Consider the following 19,163-nt stretch of genomic DNA (forward strand, 5'->3'; position numbering starts at 1 on the left):
CTCTTAGTGAGCGACCGGTGCGCCCCAGCCACCCCAGATGTAGATGGCGAAGAACAGGAACAGCCAGACCACGTCAACGAAGTGCCAGTACCAGGCAGCGGCTTCGAAGCCGAAGTGGCGGGTCGGCGTGAAGCCACCGGCCATCGCCCGGATAAGGCAGACGAGGAGGAAGATCGTGCCGATCAGGACGTGGAAGCCGTGGAAGCCGGTCGCCATGAAGAAGGTCGCGCCATAGATCGAGTTCGAGAATTCGAAGGGAGCGTGAGCGTATTCATAGGCCTGGACGAACGAGAACAGGATGCCGAGTGCCACTGTGAGCGCCAGGCCGTTGACGAGGCCCTTGCGGTCGTTGTGCAGCAGCGCGTGGTGTGCCCAGGTTACGCAGGTGCCCGAAAGCAGCAGGATAACCGTGTTGTAGAGCGGCAGGTGCCACGGATCAAGCACTTCAACGCCCTTCGGAGGCCATTGGCCGCCGAGGAATTCGGTGCGCGAGGCCTGGATCGCTTCGTTGGCGTAAAGGCTTGCATCGAAGAAGGCCCAGAACCAGGCGGCAAAGAACATCACTTCCGAAGCGATGAACATGATCATGCCGTAGCGAAGGTGCAGCGACACGACCCGCGTATGGGCGCCGGAATTGCCTTCCTTGATGGTGTCCGACCACCAGCCGATCATCGTGTAGATGACGATGGCGAGACCAATGAAGAAGACCCAGGGGGTCGCCCAGTTGATCCCGAACATGTTGAACGCACCACCATTCAGGTAGCGCATGTAGCCAACGCCGCCGAAAGTCAGGACGAATGCGCCGAGCGAAGCCAGGATAGGCCACGGGCTCGGATCGATGATGTGGTAGTCGTGATTTTTCTGATGCGCGTCGGCCATGTCAGAATCCCCGGATATTGCCTTGCTACGCCGGAAAACCCGGCGACCCTCTTAAAGTTTCCCTTCCCCGACCGTCTCACCCTTTGGCAGAGCGGCGACCGGCTGGGCCTTCTCGCTCGGATAAAAGGTGTAGGACAGGGTAATCGTTTTTATGTTCTTCGTTTCAGGTGCCTTGGCGATTTCCGGATCAACAAAGAACACCACGGGCATGGTGATCGATTGACCCGGCTCCAAGGTCTGCTCGGTAAAGCAGAAGCACTGCACCTTGTTGAAGTAGGCACCCGCTTCCATCGGCGTCACGTTAAACACGGCCGTGCCGGTGGAGGCAGTCGACGACCTGTTGGTCGCCGTATATTCGACCTGGACCGTCTCGCCGATCTTCGGGTTAACGGTCTTGGCTGGCTTGAACTCCCAGTTCAACCCCGAGGACACGTTTGCGTCAAACGTCACCTGGATCGGTTTCTGGAGGATCGTTTCGGAATACTGCTCGACGCGCTGCGTCGTGCCGCCGTAACCGGTGACCTGGCAGAACAGGCGATAGAGCGGAACGGAAGCATAGGCCGCACCCACCATGCAGCCGACGAACACGGCGCAGCCTGCGAAGATCGCGCCATTGCTGACACGCTTCTGGCCGCCCGGCGCCATCTGGTTGGTGGTTTCCGGCTTAGACATTCAGACCACCGATCTTCACCAGGGTCATGATGTAGAAGAGCACGACCAGCGCCGCCAGAACGAGCCCAAGGGCGATGTTGCGGTTGCGGCGCGACTTCTTCTGCGCTTCGTTGAGTTCGATTTTGTCGATCATCAAGCGGCTCCCAAGAGCTTGGAAACGCCGCCGATCCAATGATCCGCGAGAAGCGCCGAGAAGATCGCAAAAAGATAAACGATCGAATAAGCGAACATCTTCTTGGCCGGAACCATCTTCTCGTCACCGTCCGGCATGCGCCATACGGCGACCGAACAGTAGAGGAAGATCGCACCAAGCACGGCGGCAAAGATGCCGTAGCCGATGCCGGCAAGGCCGGTCGCAGTGGGCGCAACAGCCACGGCAATCGTCAGGATGGTGTAGAGGACGATCTGGTTCTTGGTCGAAGCTTCGCCTGCAACGTTCGGCATCATCGGTACGCCGACGGAGCCATAGTCGCGCATCTTGAAGAGCGCGAGCGCCCAGAAATGCGCCGGCGTCCAGAGGAAGATGATCAGGAACAGGATGATGCTGTCGATCGACACGCCGCCCGTCACGCAGGCCCAGCCGATCATCGGCGGGAATGCGCCGGATGCGCCGCCGATGACGATGTTCTGCGGCGTCGAGCGCTTCAGCCACATCGTGTAGATGACGGCATAGAAGAAAATGGTGAATGCCAGAAGGCCGGCTGCGAACCAGTTGACCGCAAGGCCAAGGATGGCAACCGAGAAGACCGACAGTGTCAGGCCGAAGGCAAGCGCCTCCCGCGGCTGAACCCGTCCGTCCGGAATGGGACGTTTTGCGGTACGGCTCATCACCGCGTCGATGTCGGCATCGTACCACATGTTGAGTGCACCGGAGGCGCCAGCGCCCACCGCGATGCAGAGAATGGAAATGGCACCGAGGATCGGGTTGATCTCGCCGGGCGCCAGGATCAGGCCGGCAAAGGCGGTGAAGACGACGAGCGACATCACGCGCGGCTTCAGCAGCTCGAAGAAATCGCGCGCATTCGCTTCCGAAAGGCGCAAGCCTTCCTCGGAGCCAAGTACGTCGTGATTGTCGATAACTGTCATTGAACCGTCCTGTCTGCAATTTCAGGGCATCGCGGCAACCGCGATGCCCTTGATCTTCGTCCGCTTAGCGGATGCGGGGCAACTGCTCCCACTGGTGGTATGGCGGCGGCGAAGACAGCTGCCATTCCAGCGTGGTTGCACCTTCACCCCACGGGTTGTCGCCGGCAATACGCTTCTTCGAGAAGGCTTCCCAAACACCGTAAAGGAAGATCAGGACGCCGACGAAGGAGATGTAGGAGCCGATCGAGGAGACATAGTTCCAGCCGACATATGCATCCGGATAGTCGATGTAACGGCGCGGCATGCCTGCAAGACCGAGGAAGTGCTGCGGGAAGAACACGAGGTTCACGCCGATGAACATGACCCAGAAGTGCAGGTTGCCGATGGCTGAGCTGTACATGTAGCCGAACATCTTCGGGAACCAGTAGTACCAGGCCGCGAAGATCGCGAAGACGGCACCGAGCGACAGAACGTAGTGGAAGTGAGCCACGACGTAGTAGGTGTCATGCAGTGCGCGGTCGAGACCGGCGTTGGCAAGCTGGACGCCCGTAACGCCACCGACGGTGAACAGGAAGATGAACCCGATCGCCCAGATCATCGGCGTGGTGAAGCGCAGCGAGCCGCCCCACATCGTCGCGATCCAGGAGAAGATCTTGATGCCGGTGGGGATGGCGATAACCATCGTCGCAAAGACGAAGTAACGCTGTGCGTCGAGCGACAAGCCGACTGTGTACATGTGGTGCGCCCACACGACGAAGCCGACGGCACCGATGGCGACCATGGCGTAGGCCATGCCGAGGTAACCGAAGATCGGCTTGCGCGAGAAGGTGGACACGATGTGGCTGATGATGCCGAAGCCGGGCAGGATCAGGATGTACACTTCCGGGTGACCGAAGAACCAGAACAGGTGCTGGTAGAGGATCGGGTCACCGCCGCCTTCCGGCGCGAAGAAGGTCGTGCCGAAGTTACGGTCGGTCAGCAGCATGGTGATGGCGCCAGCCAGAACCGGCAGTGACAGCAGCAGCAGGAAGGCAGTGATCAGAACAGCCCAGGCGAAGAGCGGCATCTTGTGCAGCGTCATGCCCGGCGCGCGCATGTTCAGGATCGTGGTGATGAAGTTGATCGCACCGAGGATCGAGGACGCACCAGCGACGTGCAGCGAGAAGATCGCCAGGTCAACGGCCGGCCCCGGATGCCCCATGGTCGCCAGCGGCGGATACATCGTCCAGCCGCCACCGACGCCGAACGCCCCTGCCGGACCTTCCACGAACATGGAAAGCAGCAACAGCACGAATGCCGGCACGATGAGCCAGAAGGAGATGTTGTTCAGACGCGGGAACGCCATGTCCGGCGCACCGATCATGATCGGCACCATCCAGTTGGCGAAGCCGCCGATCATCGCGGGCATGACCATGAAGAAGATCATGATCAGCGCGTGGCCGGTGGTGAAGACGTTGTACATGTGCTTGCCGCCGTCGATGGCAGCATCACCTTCGAAGCCATAAACCATGGACGCCAGACCGTGGAAGATCTGGATGCCAGGCTCCTGCAACTCCATGCGCATGGCAACGGAAAGCAGGCCACCAACGATACCGGCAATGATCGCGAAGATCAGGTAGAGGGTGCCGATGTCCTTGTGGTTGGTCGAGAAGAACCAACGCGCGGCAAAGCCGGGCGTGTGGGAATGATTGTGGTCGTCATGGGCATGCGCATCATGAGAGGTGCGAGCATGAGCGTGATCGTCGTGAGCGGAATGTCCAGCCATTGTCCTCACTCCTCTTTATTACTTGGAAACGTTCGCAGCGACGGCAAGGCCGTCTACAGGCTTATCGGCCTGAGCGACGAGACCCTTGAACGCGCCCGGGAGATCGGTTGCAGCCTGAGCAAGCCAGGCATCATACTTTTCCTGCGACACGACGTGGATCGCGATCGGCATGAAGGCGTGGTCCTTGCCGCAAAGCTCGGAGCACTGACCGTAGTACATACCTTCCTTTTCGGCGATGAACCAGGTTTCGTTCAGACGGCCCGGAACAGCGTCGATCTTCAGGCCGAAGGCCGGCAGAGCGAAGGCGTGAATGACGTCGGACGGAGCAGCGGTCACGAGAAGACGAACCGTCTTGCCAACCGGCACGACCATTTCGTTATCGACGGCAAGCAGGCGCGGGTAACGGGCCATGTCGGTCTTGCCGGTCGAGTCGCGGTCGGTTTCCTTCAGCATGAAGCTGTCGAATGCGATCGGCGCCGAAGCACCTTCATATTCGTAGTTCCACTGCCACTGGGTGGCGGTTGCCTTCACCGTCAGGTCAGACTCGGGAATTTCGAGCTGGGCATTGAGAAGGTTGAACGATGGAATAGCCAGAAAGAAGAGGATCAGGACCGGACCAATGGTCCAGATGATCTCGATCATCGTGTTGTGGCTGGTGCGCGACGGCACCGGATTGGCGCTGGCGCGGAACTTCATCACCACGATGACCAGCAGGACGAGAACGAGCAGCGTCACGGGCACGATGAACCAGAGCGTATAATGCTCGAACCAGCGCACCTGGTGCATGATCGGCGAAGCAGGCGCCTGAAGATCGATTTGCCACGGATGTGGCTGATCCGCATAACCTGCGGATGCGAAGAGCAGACAGATGAGCCCCGTCATCGCTGCATAAGCTCTAGTCATCACAACAATTCTCCCCATGCGTCTGATCTGGATCAAACCGAACGCAGAATCCAAGCCATATGGTGTGCTTCAATCACAGTTTGCCTGCCGCCGCAATATCTGCCGGGAAAAGCCTGTGCGGCATTTTGCGCCTTCCCATGCCCGTGGATTTCATCGGGCACGGTGGGCGCTGGCTGGCAGGCTTGCGGCGGCGATTCCGGCATCTAAATCACCTGTTGATAATAAAGTGTGCGTAAACCTGCGCCATGCGACGAAGCCGTTTACAATTCGGTTCGAAAACGCCGTCGACGGGCAGCATCATCTTCAGTCCCAACTTTCGCCGCAGTCGGCTGAAAATAGGGCGGGTCTTTTCATTTTGCCGGCCGAGCGACAAGAATAGCCGCACTGATTCGTCTACCAGAGGTTTCCATGGGTCGTCCCTCCCTGCTCCGCGCCGGTCTGGCTGTTATGCTTGCGGCAGCTACGTCTATCCCATCGCTTGCGCAGCAGCCGGCCCCGACACCTGCGGCGCCCGCAGATCAGGGTGCGAGCCAGCAGCCGGTGCCGCCGACGCCGCAACCGCCCAAGCCCGGCCAGCAGGCACAGCAGCCTGGCAACGTGCGTGAAAACCATGGCGCCTGGTCGATCATCTGCGACAGGCCGGCCGGCGCTTCGGCCGAGCAGTGCGCGCTGATGCAGAACGTGATTGCCGAAGACAGGCCGGAAGTGGGCCTGTCGGTCGTGGTCCTGAAGACCGCCGACCGCAAGGCGAAGATCCTGCGCATCCTGGCGCCGCTCGGCGTGCTGCTGAAGGACGGCATGGAGCTTTACGTCGACAACAACAATATCGGCCGCGCCTATTTCACCCGCTGCTTCTCCGAAGGCTGCTATGTCGAGGTCGAGATCGATGACGAGCTGATGCGCATCCTGCGCGCCGGCAAGAGCGCGGTCTTTGCACTGCGCGAGTCGGCCGACCAGGACCGGGTCGGCATTCCGATCGAGCTGACGGGTTTTGCACCGGGCTACGACGCCCTCCCCTGACCGGCTTATATATAATGTCGAGGTCCCGGAGTGGGTGATGCTCCGGGATCCGATCGCCGCGGCGCTTGCTTACTCGCCTGCCCGGACCTACATCGGCTCCAACAGCTTTCCATGCCGCTCCCCGCGTGAAAGCAATCCAAGGAGCCTTTTCCATGAACACCGACCTTCTTTCCCTATTCGACCGCGACGAGACGAAGCTGCGGTCGATCCTGTCCGATGCACTGACCGGGGCGGATGACGGGGAACTGTATGTCGAGCATGCACAGGCGGAATCGCTGACCTTTGATAACGGGCGCCTGAAGGGCGGCTCCTTCAACACGGACCAGGGTTTCGGGCTGCGTGCCGTGGCGGGCGAAGCCGTGGGCTATGCCCATTCCGGCGAACTTTCCGCCGCAGCGTTATCGCGCGCGTCGGATGCGGTTCGTGCCGTGACCGCCGGCTATTCCGGGTCCTACGCAGCAGCGCCCCAGCGCACCAACAAGAAATATTACGGCGACGAAAACCCGATCGGCTCCCCTAGCTTCGAAGAAAAGGTCAAACTCCTGACCGACATCGACGCCTATCTGCGCAACAAGGACGACAAGGTCCGGCAGGTGACGGCAACGATTTCCGCCAGCTGGCAGGTCGTGGATATCCTGCGCGCCGATGGGCATCGGGTGCAGGACATCCGGCCGATGACACGCATCAACGTCTCCGTCGTGGTTGGTGATGGCGACCGCCAGGAAAGCGGCTCGTTCGGCACCGGCGGCCGCGTCGGCTTCGGCGACTTCGTAACAGGCGGCAACTGGCAGACGGGTGCCGACGAGGCGCTTCGCCAGGCGCTCGTCAACCTGACGGCGATCGATGCACCCGCCGGCACGATGGACGTTGTGCTCGGCTCGGGCTGGCCGGGCGTGATGCTGCACGAGGCGGTTGGCCACGGGCTAGAGGGTGACTTCAACCGCAAGAAGACATCCGCCTTCGCCGGACTGATGGGCGAAATGGTCGCTGCTCCCGGTGTTACGGTCGTTGACGACGGCACGATCGACAATCGCCGCGGCTCGCTCACCATCGATGATGAAGGCACGCCGTCCGGCTACAACGTGCTGATCGAGAACGGCAAGCTCGTCGGCTACATGCAGGACCGGCAGAACGCCCGGCTGATGGGCGTCAAGCCGACCGGCAATGGCCGGCGCCAGGGTTACGCCTATACGCCGATGCCGCGCATGACCAACACCTACATGCTGGGCGGCGACAAGAGCCCCGAAGAAATCATCGCCTCCGTCAAGAAGGGCATCTATGCCGTTTCCTTTGGCGGCGGTCAGGTGGACATCACATCGGGCAAGTTCGTGTTCGGCTGCACCGAGGCCTACATGATCGAGAACGGCAAGATCGGCCCGGCCATCAAGGGCGCCATGCTGATCGGCAATGGACCGGAAGCGATGAAGCGCGTCTCCATGGTCGGCAACGACATGAAGCTCGACACCGGGATCGGCAATTGCGGCAAGGGCGGTCAATGGGTTCCTGTTGGCGTCGGCCAGCCGCATCTACGGATGGACCAGGTGACGGTCGGCGGCACCAAGGCTTGACGCGACGGCGATCTTGAAAGGGGGGCTCCGAAGAGGCTTACCCCTTCCTGCCTTGTGCCGATACCTTCCGAGCCACCTCCTCGCTTCTTCAGCAAGGTTTAAGGGTCGGGACGTAGGCTTGGGACGACGGAACACGTTGGGGCGGGTCGATATCCATGAGTACGCGGTTGAAGGCGCTGTTGAAGCGCCGAGGCAAGCGGTGGGCGATTGCCGGCGCACTTGAAGCGGCAGCGCTCGTTTCACGGGCGGGCGTGCTGGGCAGCGCCCGAGGCCGCGGCGCGATCTTGACGCTGCACCATGTCCGGCCGGCAACGAGACTGGGCTTTGCGGCCAATCGGCACCTGGAAGTCACGCCCGAATTTCTCCACCAAGCAATCACCCAGCTTCACGCGGACGGTTACGAGTTCATTCCCCTGGATGAGGTGCCGTCGCGGCTGCGTTCACCCCAAACACGTCCGTTCGCGGTGTTCACGCTGGACGACGGCTATCGCAACAATGTGGAGCACGCGTTGCCGGTCTTCGAGCGCCACGGTGTCCCCTTCACCATCTTCTTCACCCGTGGATTTTGCGAGCGCACGCATTCGCTCTGGTGGGAGACGCTGGGTGTTCTGCTTGATCAGTCAGACAGGCTGCTGTTCGATTTCGGCCATGGCGAAGAAGATCTCGACGTCTCCACTGAGGCGCTGAAGCTGCAGGCCTTCGACCGTTTTGCGGGTTTCGTCGCCAGCCAGCCCGAGGATGTCGCCGTTCAACGCATCGACGCACTCGCCCGCGACCATGGAATCGATCCGTTGAAGATCACGGAAGATCTCGTGATGGATTGCAACGAGCTTCGGCAGCTCGCCGCGCATCCCCTCGCCTCTGCCGGTGCTCACACGCTCAGTCATCGAAATGTTGCTCGCCTGTCCGCCGACGAAGCCCGGCGCGAGATGGGGCAATCAGCGGATTGGCTCGAAACGCTGACGGGCAAGCGTCCGAAGACCCTCGCCTACCCTTACGGCTTTCGGGCAGCCGTCAGCCAGCGGGACATCGACATCGCGCGGGACTTAGAGTTCGAGGTCGCGGTGACGACGCAGCCCGGAACGATCGACGAAAACTGGACGAACCGCCTGACCGGGCTGCCGCGGATCTCGCTGAACGGGCACTTCCAGCAGCGCCGTTATGTGTCGGCGCTGGCGTCCGGCATCCCGTTCAAGCTGATGCGGTAGGCTTAGGGATACATCCGCACCTTTTCCCAGGCCCCGTCGGGCTCGGCGCGTCGGAACTCGATGCGGTCGTGCAGGCGGAACTGCCGGTCGTGCCAGAACTCGATCGACACCGGCTTGATGCGGAAGCCCGACCAGTAAGGCGGGCGCGAAATGTCGCCGATGGCGTAGCGGGCCGTGTATTCGGCAACCGCCTTTTCCAGCGCAAAACGACCCTCCAGCGGGCGAGACTGTTTTGATGCCCAGGCGCCGATCCGGCTGCCGCGAGCACGTGACTGGTAATAGGCGTCAGCTTCCGCGTCACTCACGACCTCCACATGCCCGCGCAGCCGCACCTGCCGGCGCAGCGACTTCCAATGGAAACACATGGCGGCCTTCTTCTGGCCGAGGATTTCCCGACCTTTCTGGCTCTCGAAGTTGGTGTAGAACACGAAGCCGTTCTCGTCATAACCCTTCAGCAGGACCATGCGAACATTGGGCATGCCATGTTCGTCGACGGTCGCGACGGCCACCGCATTCGGATCGTTCAATTCCGTGGATTCTGCATCCTTCAGCCATGAACCGAACAAGGCGAAGGGCTCATTCTCCTCGGTGAAGTCACCGGTTGTTAACCTGCTTTCAGACATATTAGCTAAAATACTCCATAAGAGTGCCCCGATACCCAGTTCGAACAGGACGCCTGGTGGAAGTGATAGCAAAACCAAAGAGCCCGACAAAGAGGCCGCTTGACGTCATCGCACGTGTGACCGTCGTTTCAGTTCTGGTGGGTGTGCTTACTGGCTGCACGAGCAGCCTCGATCTCTTCGGTGACTCGGCCAAGGTCGACCGCTCGATCTCCACGGGAACAGTGTCCGGTCGCAAGCAGCAGGAGCCCAATGCGGTATCCGACGAGGCGACGGTGCGCAACGCAGTCACCTCTGCGGACCTCACCAAGGTTGGCACGGCATCCGTGCCGTGGGCGAATGCCGCGACAGGCAGTGCCGGCGTCGTTTCCAACATCCGCGAGGCACGCAGCGAAGGCAATGTCTGCCGCGACTTCATGACGACACGCCATTCCTACGAAGGCATCGCCATGTTTTCCGGCAAGGCCTGCATGACGGGCAGCGGCGATTGGATGCTGACCGCCTTCGACCGCCAGTAGACGCTTCGTTTACCCTATTCCATCGCGATTGCTTAGCTGTAACCACTGATTCACGAGTCGCGACCTAGCTTTGTTCCACACAGGCAACCCTTGTGCCGCGGCATGATGAAACGGCGGGGGACGTCAGTATCGTCACGGGCACAAGGCCATGAGCATTCGGCCGGCTGCTTTAGGTAAACTGGGTGGTCCGACAATGCGTGATCCCTATTCTGTTCTTGGCGTCAAGCGCAATGCCGATGCCGACGAGATCAAAGCGGCCTGGCGTACCAAGGCGAAAAGCGTGCATCCCGATGCCAATCAGGATGATCCGCTCGCGACCACGCGCTTTGCCGAAATAGGCCAGGCATACGAGGTCCTAAAGGATCCGGAGCGCCGCAAGCGATACGACACCGCTGCCGAAATGCACCAGACGATCATGGAGCAGCGCAATGCCGCCCGCGCGGCTGCCGAGCGTGCCCGGGCTGCCAAGGCCAATGCAGAAAAGGTGATGGAAGAGCTCGCACAGGCGGAAGCCCAGCGTGCTCAGGCACAAGGACGGTCGCGTTCGCAGGGCGCTGGCCAAGCCATGCCTGGCGCTGAAACGCCCGAAGATGTCATCGACCGTATCTTCGGCGCCGGCACCAGCGAACAGGCCAAGGCACAGGCCCGGAGCGCCAGCGGTGAGACCGAGCAGGCCAAGACCGACGCGCCTGCGGAAAAGCCTCCCCTGCCGCTTCTCGGGGTCGAACTGATCGCATCGCTCATCCGTCGCTTCCGCAATCCGTCCTCCGCGACGGAGAAGGCGCCGGACATGTTCACCGAGGCGACCGTCAAGCTCGAGGACCTGCTGAAGCAGAACTGGGTGACCCACAAGCTGGCGGACGAGCGCGAGGTGCGCTTTCCCCTGGAGAAGGGCATGACCGATGGCTACGTCCTGCGGCTGAAGGGCCAGGGCCTGAGGGTCAACGGCATGAAACCGGGTGATCTCGTCGTCACCATCAAGGCGGCGCGCGACCCGCAGTTCCGTATCGAGGGCTTCAACCTCCACACCTCGCTGCCGATCTCGCTCGAAGATGCCGTGCTCGGCACCGAAACCACTGTGGACACGCCGGAAGGCCCTCGCACCGTCACCGTCGCGCCCTGGTCGGGTTCCGACCAGACCATCAAGCTCGAGGGTCTTGGCCTTCATGACGATGCCGGCGGTCGTGGTGACCTGGTCGTGGAGTTGCGCGTCCTGTTGTGGGAAAAGCCCAACGAGAAGGTGACCGATCTCATGCGGCACATGCGCCACGGGCTTTATGTCTAGGGAATAGGCAACCTTTTAGCGCTTATGCACCCTTGATTGCAGCCTTTAACACGAGATGATCTGCGCCAGCTTGAACCCTCGTGCTGCCTATGCCATAGGCAGCGCTCGACGAAAGTTTGAGGGGACTAGGTATGGTTCAGGCTTCAGGCCTCATGGCAGGCAAACGCGGTCTCATCATGGGCGTGGCCAACAACCGCTCCATCGCCTGGGGCATTGCAAAGGCAATCCACAGCCACGGCGGTGAAGTCGCGTTCACCTATCAGGGCGAAGCGCTGAAAAAGCGTGTTGAACCTCTCGCAGCTGAACTTGGCGCCTTCATGGCAGGCCATTGCGACGTTGCCGATGAGGCCACGATCGATGAGGTTTTCAGCAACCTGGAGAAGCATTGGGGCAAGATCGACTTCCTAGTCCACGCGATCGGTTTTTCCGACAAGGACGAGCTGACCGGCCGTTATGTCGACACCACGGCTGACAACTTCGCCAAGACCATGCAGATCTCGGTTTACTCCTTCACGTCGGTTGCCCGTCGCGCCGAAAAGCTGATGACCGACGGCGGCTCGATGCTGACCCTCACCTATTATGGTGCCGAGAAGGTCATGCCGAACTACAACGTCATGGGTGTTGCCAAGGCCGCGCTCGAGGCAAGCGTGAAGTATCTGGCGGTCGACCTTGGCCCGAAGAACATCCGCGTCAACGCCATCTCCGCCGGCCCGATCAAGACGCTCGCAGCTTCCGGCATCGGTGATTTCCGCTACATCCTCAAGTGGAACGAATACAACGCTCCGCTGCGCCGCACGGTGACGATCGAGGAAGTCGGCGATGTCGGCCTCTACATGCTGTCCGACCTGTCGCGCTCCGTCACCGGCGAAACGCACCACGCCGACAGCGGCTACCATGTCGTTGGCATGAAGGCGGTCGACGCTCCGGATATTTCCGTCGTCAAGGAATAAGGCGCCTGAAGGACGTTCGACCGTGCTCATCTATGTGATCCGCCACGGTCAGACGGACTGGAATGCCGAAGGCCGCTTGCAAGGCCAGAAGGACATTCCGCTCAACGCGCTCGGCCGCTCCCAGGCCGCCCGCAACGGCGAGCGGCTGCGTGACCTGATCGGCGATGCAGCCGGCTATTCCTTTGTCGCCAGCCCGCTTTCGCGCACCCGCGCCACGATGGAACTGCTGCGGCAGGCGATGGGGCTTGATCCCCTCGCCTATGAGACCGATCGCCGGCTGGTGGAAGTCTCCTTCGGCGACTGGGAAGGACATACCCTCCCCGAGATCGAGGCGATTGCGCCGGAGAGGCTTGCGGCCCGCATCGAAGACAAATGGAGCTTCATCCCGCCGGGCGAGGCTGCCGAAAGTTATGAGATCCTGTGCTGGCGCATCGGCGCATGGCTGGAATCGGTCAACCAGCGGACCGTCTGCGTCTGCCACGGCGGGGTCATCCGCGCGCTTTACCGCCTCGTCGGCCAGATGTCGGAAGATGAAGCCGCGGTTGCACCGACGCCACAGGACCGGATCCTGCGCCTCGACAAGCAGGCGGGGACGTTTGAGTGGCTTTAGCCCCTTAACCGCGGGACCGGCAGATCAGCGAACGATCTCGAGATCGTCCACCACCCGGCTGCCATCAACGACCGTGTAGAACACGAGCACCTTCACGCCGGCATTCAACCCTTCGAAGTTGAACTCTTCCGGCAGCTTGTAGACCTTGCCGTCATCCAGCGTCAGGCTTAGGGAATCCACGTCGACGGCCTTGATCGTGGCCTCGACGTCAACGCTCTGCGCCCAACTGTTCAGGGGCGAAAACACGCTGGCCGTGGCCAACAAGGCGGCGATGAGGATACGCATTTCCGGCACCTGCAGGGGAATCTGTTGCTTCGTTTCGAGACACAGTTAGCCGGTGGATTGTGGCGAAATTTGCCCGCAGGAGAGGCATTAACGTGCCGCTATGAGCGCTATGGTTAACCCTTGGTTTCCAGCTCTTGGGGCTGCTCCAATCTGCATTAACGCCTTGGAAACCTTAGGCTCTATTTTTCGCCCAATAATTTATGGGGTATTTCATGGATGTTCCCAAAAGAGGAAATTAACTTGCGGTTCCTAGGGTCTCTTCTCACAGCCAGAAGTGTTTACGAGAAGGTCCGCGCATTTGAATACCCGACTGCCGTCCGCTCTGACATCTTTACGCCTCCTCCGCCGCGCCAATGCCCCCACTGTCATCGCCGCCCTGATCACGCTGGTCGTCGTCTCCATCGGCGTCATCATTGACCGCAACCATACGGAAAACTACCGGGGCGAGGTTCGTGTCACGACGGAACGGGTGGTTGGACTGCTGATACGGCGGATTGCGTCACGCCTCGACAGCGACATGGCCGCGGCAGACCACCTTGTTCACACCTTTCATTTTGATGCTGAGTCGACGGAAGCCTTCAAGGCGGCCGCGAAACGGACGCTCGCGGATTACCCACACTTCCATGGCATCGCCATCGCGCCGGACTTCCAGCTTGCCGGCACCGTGACCCGCGACGGCATGCATCATGCTGCGCTGGGCGCGGCCGACAAGATCAACCTTGGCCAGTTGGCGAAAGACCTCGCATCCGTGCGCGGCACATCCGCCATGTCGGTTCTGACCGGCACCCAGGAAGACTATGTCACGCTTGTTGTTCCGGTTCACGAGGACGACGCGACTGCCAAGCCCAAAGGGGCCATCGCCATCCTGATCGACAAGCTTGCGCTGCTTGAACCCTCGGGCGTTGCCTTCCAGCTTCAGGAAAAGGAAAACCGCGCTCTGATCGATCGCAGCTGGCTCAATGTTACGTTGCGCGATGCCGCAAAGCCGGGCTTCTTTGCGTTTTACGGCGAGGACACGATCGAAGCGCAGGATCCAATGCTGTGGCCGCTCGGCTTCCGCGGCGTGAACTGGACCCTGTTCGCCGCGCCGCGCGCTGGCTGGGACGTGATGCCGCCGGATCGCTGGACGTTCCGTCTCCTTGTCTCTATGGCCGGCCTTGCGATCATCGTTCCGGTTCTCATCACCACTTCGCTTGTCACGGAGCGCAACAAGAACATCGCCGCGCTGAAGCTGCGGAAGGCCAACCTGCTGGAACTCTCCCAGCGCTTTTCGCTTGCGATGGAAGCCTCGAATATCGGGATTTGGGAAATTACCGGCGAGGATCAGCTGTTCTGGGACAAGCGCGCGGCAAGCCTGCTCGGGAAATCATCCGGTGAGGCCTCGCATCCCCTGAGCGACTGGATCTCGTCGGTCTGTCCCGAGGACCAGGCCGCGGTCGAGATGCATTTCCACAACTGCACCCGCAGCTCCGCACCCTGCACTGAAGTCTACCGCATCCAGCAGCCGGACGGCACGTTCCGGCACCTGCGCTCCGCCGGCGCGAGCTATCGCAATGCCGACGGTACCCGACGCACCACCGGCATCGTCTGGGATGTGACCGCCGACGTGGTGATGACGCAGACACTGAGGAGCTCCAAGGAAAACGCTGAGATCAAGAACGCCGAGCTGGAACTGGCACTCGACGAGCTTTCGAACCGTGAGCAGGAACTGGAAGAGCTGTCGACCAAGCTCGACCTGGCGCTCGCTTCCTCCAATTGCGGCATCTGGGAGTCAAACCCCGTTACCCATGTCGAGATGTGGGACGAGCGGATGTGCCAGCTGCACGGCGTCCCCTTCACCGACGGCAAAATCAGCGCGGAGCAGTGGCTGGCGCTCGTGCATCCGGAGGACCAGGAGCTTGCCCGCAGGAGCTCCCATCACTTCATCGAGGATTTTACCGAACATTCACTCGTGGTGCGGATCCCGCAACCGGACGGCTCGGAACGCTACATCCGCTCAATCGGCAAGCTGCACACGACCCGCGATGGGTCGCAGAAGGTCGTAGGCATTGCCTTTGACGTAACCCAGGATGCCGTGCTCGCCCAGAAGCTGAAGGCAGCAAAGGATGAGGCGGACGCCAAGAATGCGGAACTAGAGGCTGCCAAGAGCCGGATCGAGCATAACTCGCTGCATGACCCGCTGACGCTGCTGGCAAACCGCCGCAAGCTCGACCTCGAACTCGACCGGCTGTCGCGCGCCAGCCAGAAGGAACGCCAGACCTTCTCGATCCTGCATCTCGACCTCGACCGCTTCAAGCAGATCAACGATACGCTGGGCCATGCGGCAGGCGACGCCATGCTGGTGCATGCTTCGCGCATCCTTGCCAGCGGTGTGCGCACCGGCGACATCGTGGCGCGCATCGGCGGCGACGAGTTCGTCATCGTCATGCTCGACAGTTCGAGCACCGACCAGATGGCTGAGCTTGCACAGCGGATCATCGCCGAGTTCCACCAGCCGCTCGACTTCGACGGCTTCTCCTGCCGCTGTGGCATCTCGATCGGCATTGCGCATGTGAGCGGCCTCAACATCGATGCACGCCGTACCCTGGTGAATGCCGACATGGCGCTTTACCGAGCCAAAAGCCTCGGCCGGAACCGCTACGAGTTCTTTACCCAGAACCTGCAGGCGGAGATCGTCAGCCACAAGCGGACAGCAGACGAAGTGCTTGCCGGCATCGACAACCACGAGTTCACCACCTTCTACCAGCCACAGTTCGATGCGCGCACGCATGAACTGACGGGTGTGGAGGCGCTTATCCGCTGGAACCACCCGCATCACGGAATCCTGGCGCCCGACCGCTTCCTGAAAATCGCCGAGGACCTCAATGTTTCGGCCGCGCTGGACCAGATCGTTCTGGAGCGGGTGTTGCAGGACAAGATGCGTTGGGCGGCGCTCGGCATCCGGCTACCAAAGGTATCGGTCAACGTGTCGTCCAAGCGGCTTCACGACGAGCGGCTCATCGACACGCTGCGCAACCTGCAGATCGTGCCGGGCGAGATCTCCTTCGAACTGGTGGAGTCGATCTTCCTCGACGAAAGCGAAGACGCGGCAACCAGCAACCTCGACCGCATCAAGGAACTCGGCATCGACATCGAGATCGATGACTTCGGCACCGGCCATACCTCGATCGTCAGCCTGCTGAAACTGAAGCCGAAGCGGCTGAAGATCGACCGCCAGCTCGTGATGCCGATCCTGACATCGCCGCAGGAACGCTCGCTCGTCCGCTCGATCATCGATATCGCCCGCTCGCTTGGCGTAGAGACGATTGCGGAAGGCGTGGAAACGATGAAGCATGCCGACATGCTGCGCGAGATGGGCTGCGACCTCCTGCAGGGCTATGCCTTCGCCCGTCCCCTCTCCTTCGCGGATTTCACGCAAGCGGCGGACAGCGGCTGGCGCCGAGCCGCGGCCTGAGCGACGCAGTGTTCACTTCCTGAGGTCAAAATCCGGATGGAAAAGGCTTGTTCGCCGAGAGCCTTTTCCATAAGAAACCCGCGACAGGAGCTGGCAGCTTGGCCACAGCTCCGCCAGACCCGGACGCCGTGAATGTCGCATAATACTTTCGGTCATCTTTTCCGCGTCACCACCTGGGGCGAAAGCCACGGGCCTTCGCTCGGCTGCGTCGTCGACGGCTGCCCTCCGGGCCTCCGGTTCACCCAGGCAGAGATCCAGGCATGGATGGACAAGCGCAAGCCGGGCCAGTCCCGCTTCGTGACTCAGCGCCGGGAAGAGGATTTCGTGAAGGTGCTGTCCGGCGTGATGCTGGATGAAGACGGTACGACGATGATCTCGACCGGCACGCCGATCTCGATGCTGATCGAGAACACCGACCAGCGCTCCAAGGATTACGGCGAGATCGCAAGGCGTTATCGTCCGGGCCACGCCGACTACACCTACGACCTGAAATACGGCATCCGCGACTATCGCGGCGGCGGACGGTCGTCCGCGCGTGAAACGGCAGCGCGCGTCGCGGCCGGCGCGATTGCGCGCAAGGTCGTTCCGGGCGTCACCGTGCGCGGCGCGCTGATCCAGATCGGCAAGCACAAGATCAACCGCAACAACTGGGACTGGGCGCAGGTCGACCAGAACCCGTTCTTTGCGCCTGACCCGGAAATCGTCCATGTCTGGGAAGAGTATCTCGATGGCATCCGCAAGTCCGGCTCCTCGGTCGGCGCGGTTGTCGAGGTCATCGCGGAAGGCGTTCCTGCAGGTCTCGGCGCGCCGATCTACGGCAAGCTCGATCAGGACATCGCTAGCCTGCTGATGTCGATCAACGCCGTGAAGGGTGTCGAGATCGGAAACGGCTTTGGTGCCGCGGAACTTTCCGGCGAAGAAAACGCCGACGAAATGCGGATGGGCAATGACGGCAAGCCGCTCTTCCTGTCCAACCATGCCGGCGGCATCCTTGGTGGCATCTCCACCGGCCAGCCCGTTATTGCGCGCTTCGCGATCAAGCCGACCTCCTCGATCCTCACCGAGCGTCAGTCCATTGACGCCGACGGCAACAATGTCGAGGTTCGCACCAAGGGTCGCCATGACCCGTGCGTCGGCATTCGCGCCGTTCCGATTGGCGAGGCCATGGTCGCCTGCGCCATCGCCGACCATTTCCTTCGACACCGCGGTCAGACCGGTCAAAGCATCTAGGATTTCCCATGGCATATGATCAAAAACGCGTCGTTGACGCGATCCGCGCATTCGAAGCCGGCGAGATTGTCGTTGTCACCGATGACGATGACCGCGAGAACGAGGGCGACCTCATCGTCGCCGCCGTGCATTGCACGCCCGACAAGATGGCCTTCATCGTCCGCCATACGTCCGGCATCGTCTGCGCGCCCATGCCGCGCGAGGAGGCCAAGCGCCTCAACCTCAATGCCATGGTGGCGGAAAACGACAGCGCCCACACCACCGCCTTTACGGTGACGGTGGACTTCAAGCACGGCACGACCACCGGCATTTCCGCCGAAGACCGCACGCTGACGGTGCGCAACCTCGCCAACCCGAATGTCGGCCCCGCGGATTTCGTGCGTCCGGGCCACATCTTCCCGCTGATTGCCCGCGAAGGCGGCGTGCTGATGCGCTCCGGCCATACCGAAGCCGCCGTTGACCTCTGCAAGCTCGCCAATCTTCCGCCGATCGGCGTCATCTGCGAACTGGTCAACGACGACGGCACCGTGACCCGCGGGCAGCAGGTGGCGGATTTCGCCCAGAAGCACGGGCTGAAGCAGGTTTCTGTGGCGGACCTCATTGCCTACCGCCAGCGCAAGGAAACGCTGATCGAACTGCATGCAAGCTTCGATGTCGAGACGCCGCATGGCAAGGCGAAGGCACATGCGTATTCGCTGCCCTGGGACCCGATGCAGCATGTCGCGCTTATCTTCGGCGACATCCGCGACGGTGTGGACATTCCTGTGCGGCTGCATCTTGAAAACGTCGCGCGTGACGTGTTTGGCGCCGACCGCTCGGTCGACCGGTACATGGCCAAGATTGCCGAAGAGGGTCGCGGCATCGTGATCTACCTTCGCGAAGGTTCAGTCGGCGTCGGCCAGACCGACAACGGCCGCAAGATCCGCAAGGGTTTCGAAGCGCATGCCGAGGCGCAGGCGCGCGAAAGCGAATGGCTGGAAATCGGCCTGGGCGCGCAGATCCTCAAGGACCTCGGCGTTTCGTCGATCAAGCTGCTCACCCGCAGCGAGCGGCACTATGTCGGCCTTGAAGGTTTCGGCATCAAGATCGCCGAGACGGTGTTCTGCTGAT

19 protein-coding genes are annotated in these 19,163 nt (G+C 61.3%); 11 read left to right on the forward strand and 8 right to left on the reverse strand.

Translation table 11 applies throughout. From position 1 onward, the window contains the following. Positions 1 to 3: 3 nt before the first annotated feature. The 6 genes from M0654_RS11620 to coxB all read right to left on the reverse strand — a co-directional run bounded on the left by M0654_RS11620 (position 4) and on the right by coxB (position 5,305). Positions 4 to 879, reverse strand: coding sequence for a cytochrome c oxidase subunit 3 (locus M0654_RS11620; RefSeq protein WP_118848882.1), 876 nt, complete (start codon positions 877 to 879; stop codon positions 4 to 6). A gap of 51 nt (positions 880 to 930) precedes the next feature. After that, a complete protein-coding gene (locus M0654_RS11625; protein WP_390920089.1) occupies positions 931 to 1,551 on the reverse strand; it encodes a cytochrome c oxidase assembly protein in 621 nt (206 codons plus the stop codon). Further along, complete coding sequence (locus tag M0654_RS11630) at positions 1,544 to 1,684, reverse strand: hypothetical protein (RefSeq protein WP_248683370.1); 141 nt, start codon at positions 1,682 to 1,684, stop codon at positions 1,544 to 1,546. The genes M0654_RS11625 and M0654_RS11630 overlap by 8 nt, the downstream gene beginning before the upstream one ends. Then, complete coding sequence (locus M0654_RS11635; protein ID WP_248683226.1) at positions 1,684 to 2,637, reverse strand: heme o synthase; 954 nt, start codon at positions 2,635 to 2,637, stop codon at positions 1,684 to 1,686. Before M0654_RS11635 ends, M0654_RS11630 begins: the two co-directional genes overlap by 1 nt. A 64-nt stretch (positions 2,638 to 2,701) precedes the next feature. Then, positions 2,702 to 4,402, reverse strand: coding sequence for a cytochrome c oxidase subunit I (ctaD, locus tag M0654_RS11640; protein WP_248683227.1), 1,701 nt, complete (start codon positions 4,400 to 4,402; stop codon positions 2,702 to 2,704). An 18-nt stretch (positions 4,403 to 4,420) separates the two neighbouring features. Then, a complete protein-coding gene (coxB, locus tag M0654_RS11645) occupies positions 4,421 to 5,305 on the reverse strand; it encodes a cytochrome c oxidase subunit II (RefSeq protein ID WP_118848879.1) in 885 nt (294 codons plus the stop codon). 16 nt (positions 5,306 to 5,321) lie between these two features. Here coxB and M0654_RS11650 point away from each other — a divergent pair, with 16 nt between their 5' ends. The 4 genes from M0654_RS11650 (at position 5,322) to M0654_RS11665 (ending at position 9,101) form a co-directional block, all read left to right on the forward strand. Continuing rightward, entirely contained in the window at positions 5,322 to 5,684 is a 363-nt protein-coding gene (locus tag M0654_RS11650; protein WP_248683228.1) for a hypothetical protein, read from the forward strand. Positions 5,685 to 5,713: 29 nt separating this feature from the next. Continuing rightward, on the forward strand, positions 5,714 to 6,325 hold the full coding sequence (locus M0654_RS11655) for an invasion associated locus B family protein (protein ID WP_245450385.1): 612 nt from the start codon (positions 5,714 to 5,716) through the stop codon (positions 6,323 to 6,325). Positions 6,326 to 6,477: 152 nt separating this feature from the next. Next, the gene (gene tldD, locus M0654_RS11660) at positions 6,478 to 7,893 is read left to right on the forward strand and encodes a metalloprotease TldD (RefSeq protein WP_248683229.1); all 1,416 of its coding nucleotides are present in this window, start codon (positions 6,478 to 6,480) and stop codon (positions 7,891 to 7,893) included. Between the two features lie 155 nt (positions 7,894 to 8,048). Continuing rightward, positions 8,049 to 9,101: a polysaccharide deacetylase family protein gene (locus M0654_RS11665; RefSeq protein ID WP_248683230.1), complete on the forward strand. Its 1,053-nt coding sequence runs from the start codon at positions 8,049 to 8,051 to the stop codon at positions 9,099 to 9,101. Positions 9,102 to 9,103: 2 nt separating this feature from the next. Here M0654_RS11665 and pdxH read toward each other — a convergent pair whose 3' ends face one another. After that, complete coding sequence (gene pdxH, locus M0654_RS11670; protein WP_248683231.1) at positions 9,104 to 9,724, reverse strand: pyridoxamine 5'-phosphate oxidase; 621 nt, start codon at positions 9,722 to 9,724, stop codon at positions 9,104 to 9,106. A gap of 56 nt (positions 9,725 to 9,780) precedes the next feature. Here pdxH and M0654_RS11675 point away from each other — a divergent pair, with 56 nt between their 5' ends. From M0654_RS11675 to M0654_RS11690, 4 genes are all read left to right on the forward strand, one after another. Next, the gene (locus M0654_RS11675) at positions 9,781 to 10,239 is read left to right on the forward strand and encodes an RT0821/Lpp0805 family surface protein (RefSeq protein ID WP_245450383.1); all 459 of its coding nucleotides are present in this window, start codon (positions 9,781 to 9,783) and stop codon (positions 10,237 to 10,239) included. A 193-nt stretch (positions 10,240 to 10,432) separates the two neighbouring features. Then, positions 10,433 to 11,524, forward strand: coding sequence for a DnaJ C-terminal domain-containing protein (locus M0654_RS11680; protein WP_248683232.1), 1,092 nt, complete (start codon positions 10,433 to 10,435; stop codon positions 11,522 to 11,524). Between the two features lie 131 nt (positions 11,525 to 11,655). Beyond that, positions 11,656 to 12,474, forward strand: a complete 819-nt coding sequence (fabI, locus tag M0654_RS11685) for an enoyl-ACP reductase FabI (protein ID WP_118848874.1) — start codon at positions 11,656 to 11,658, stop codon at positions 12,472 to 12,474. A gap of 22 nt (positions 12,475 to 12,496) precedes the next feature. Continuing rightward, the gene (locus M0654_RS11690; protein ID WP_248683233.1) at positions 12,497 to 13,084 is read left to right on the forward strand and encodes a histidine phosphatase family protein; all 588 of its coding nucleotides are present in this window, start codon (positions 12,497 to 12,499) and stop codon (positions 13,082 to 13,084) included. Positions 13,085 to 13,108: 24 nt separating this feature from the next. Here the strand turns inward: M0654_RS11690 and M0654_RS11695 are convergent, their stop codons facing one another. Further along, the gene (locus M0654_RS11695) at positions 13,109 to 13,369 is read right to left on the reverse strand and encodes a DUF1344 domain-containing protein (RefSeq protein ID WP_118851438.1); all 261 of its coding nucleotides are present in this window, start codon (positions 13,367 to 13,369) and stop codon (positions 13,109 to 13,111) included. A 298-nt stretch (positions 13,370 to 13,667) separates the two neighbouring features. Here M0654_RS11695 and M0654_RS11700 point away from each other — a divergent pair, with 298 nt between their 5' ends. From M0654_RS11700 to ribB, 3 genes are all read left to right on the forward strand, one after another. Continuing rightward, positions 13,668 to 16,823 carry a bifunctional diguanylate cyclase/phosphodiesterase gene (locus tag M0654_RS11700; RefSeq protein WP_248683234.1) on the forward strand — a complete coding sequence of 1,052 codons (3,156 nt, stop codon included), beginning with the start codon at positions 13,668 to 13,670 and terminating at the stop codon, positions 16,821 to 16,823. A gap of 132 nt (positions 16,824 to 16,955) precedes the next feature. Beyond that, positions 16,956 to 18,053: a chorismate synthase gene (aroC, locus tag M0654_RS11705; RefSeq protein WP_248683235.1), complete on the forward strand. Its 1,098-nt coding sequence runs from the start codon at positions 16,956 to 16,958 to the stop codon at positions 18,051 to 18,053. 8 nt (positions 18,054 to 18,061) lie between these two features. Beyond that, entirely contained in the window at positions 18,062 to 19,162 is a 1,101-nt protein-coding gene (gene ribB / locus M0654_RS11710) for a 3,4-dihydroxy-2-butanone-4-phosphate synthase (RefSeq protein ID WP_248683236.1), read from the forward strand. Position 19,163: the final 1 nt, after the last annotated feature.

Source organism: Neorhizobium turbinariae (genome assembly GCF_023223505.1).
Classification (GTDB): Bacteria; Pseudomonadota; Alphaproteobacteria; order Rhizobiales; family Rhizobiaceae; genus Neorhizobium; species Neorhizobium turbinariae.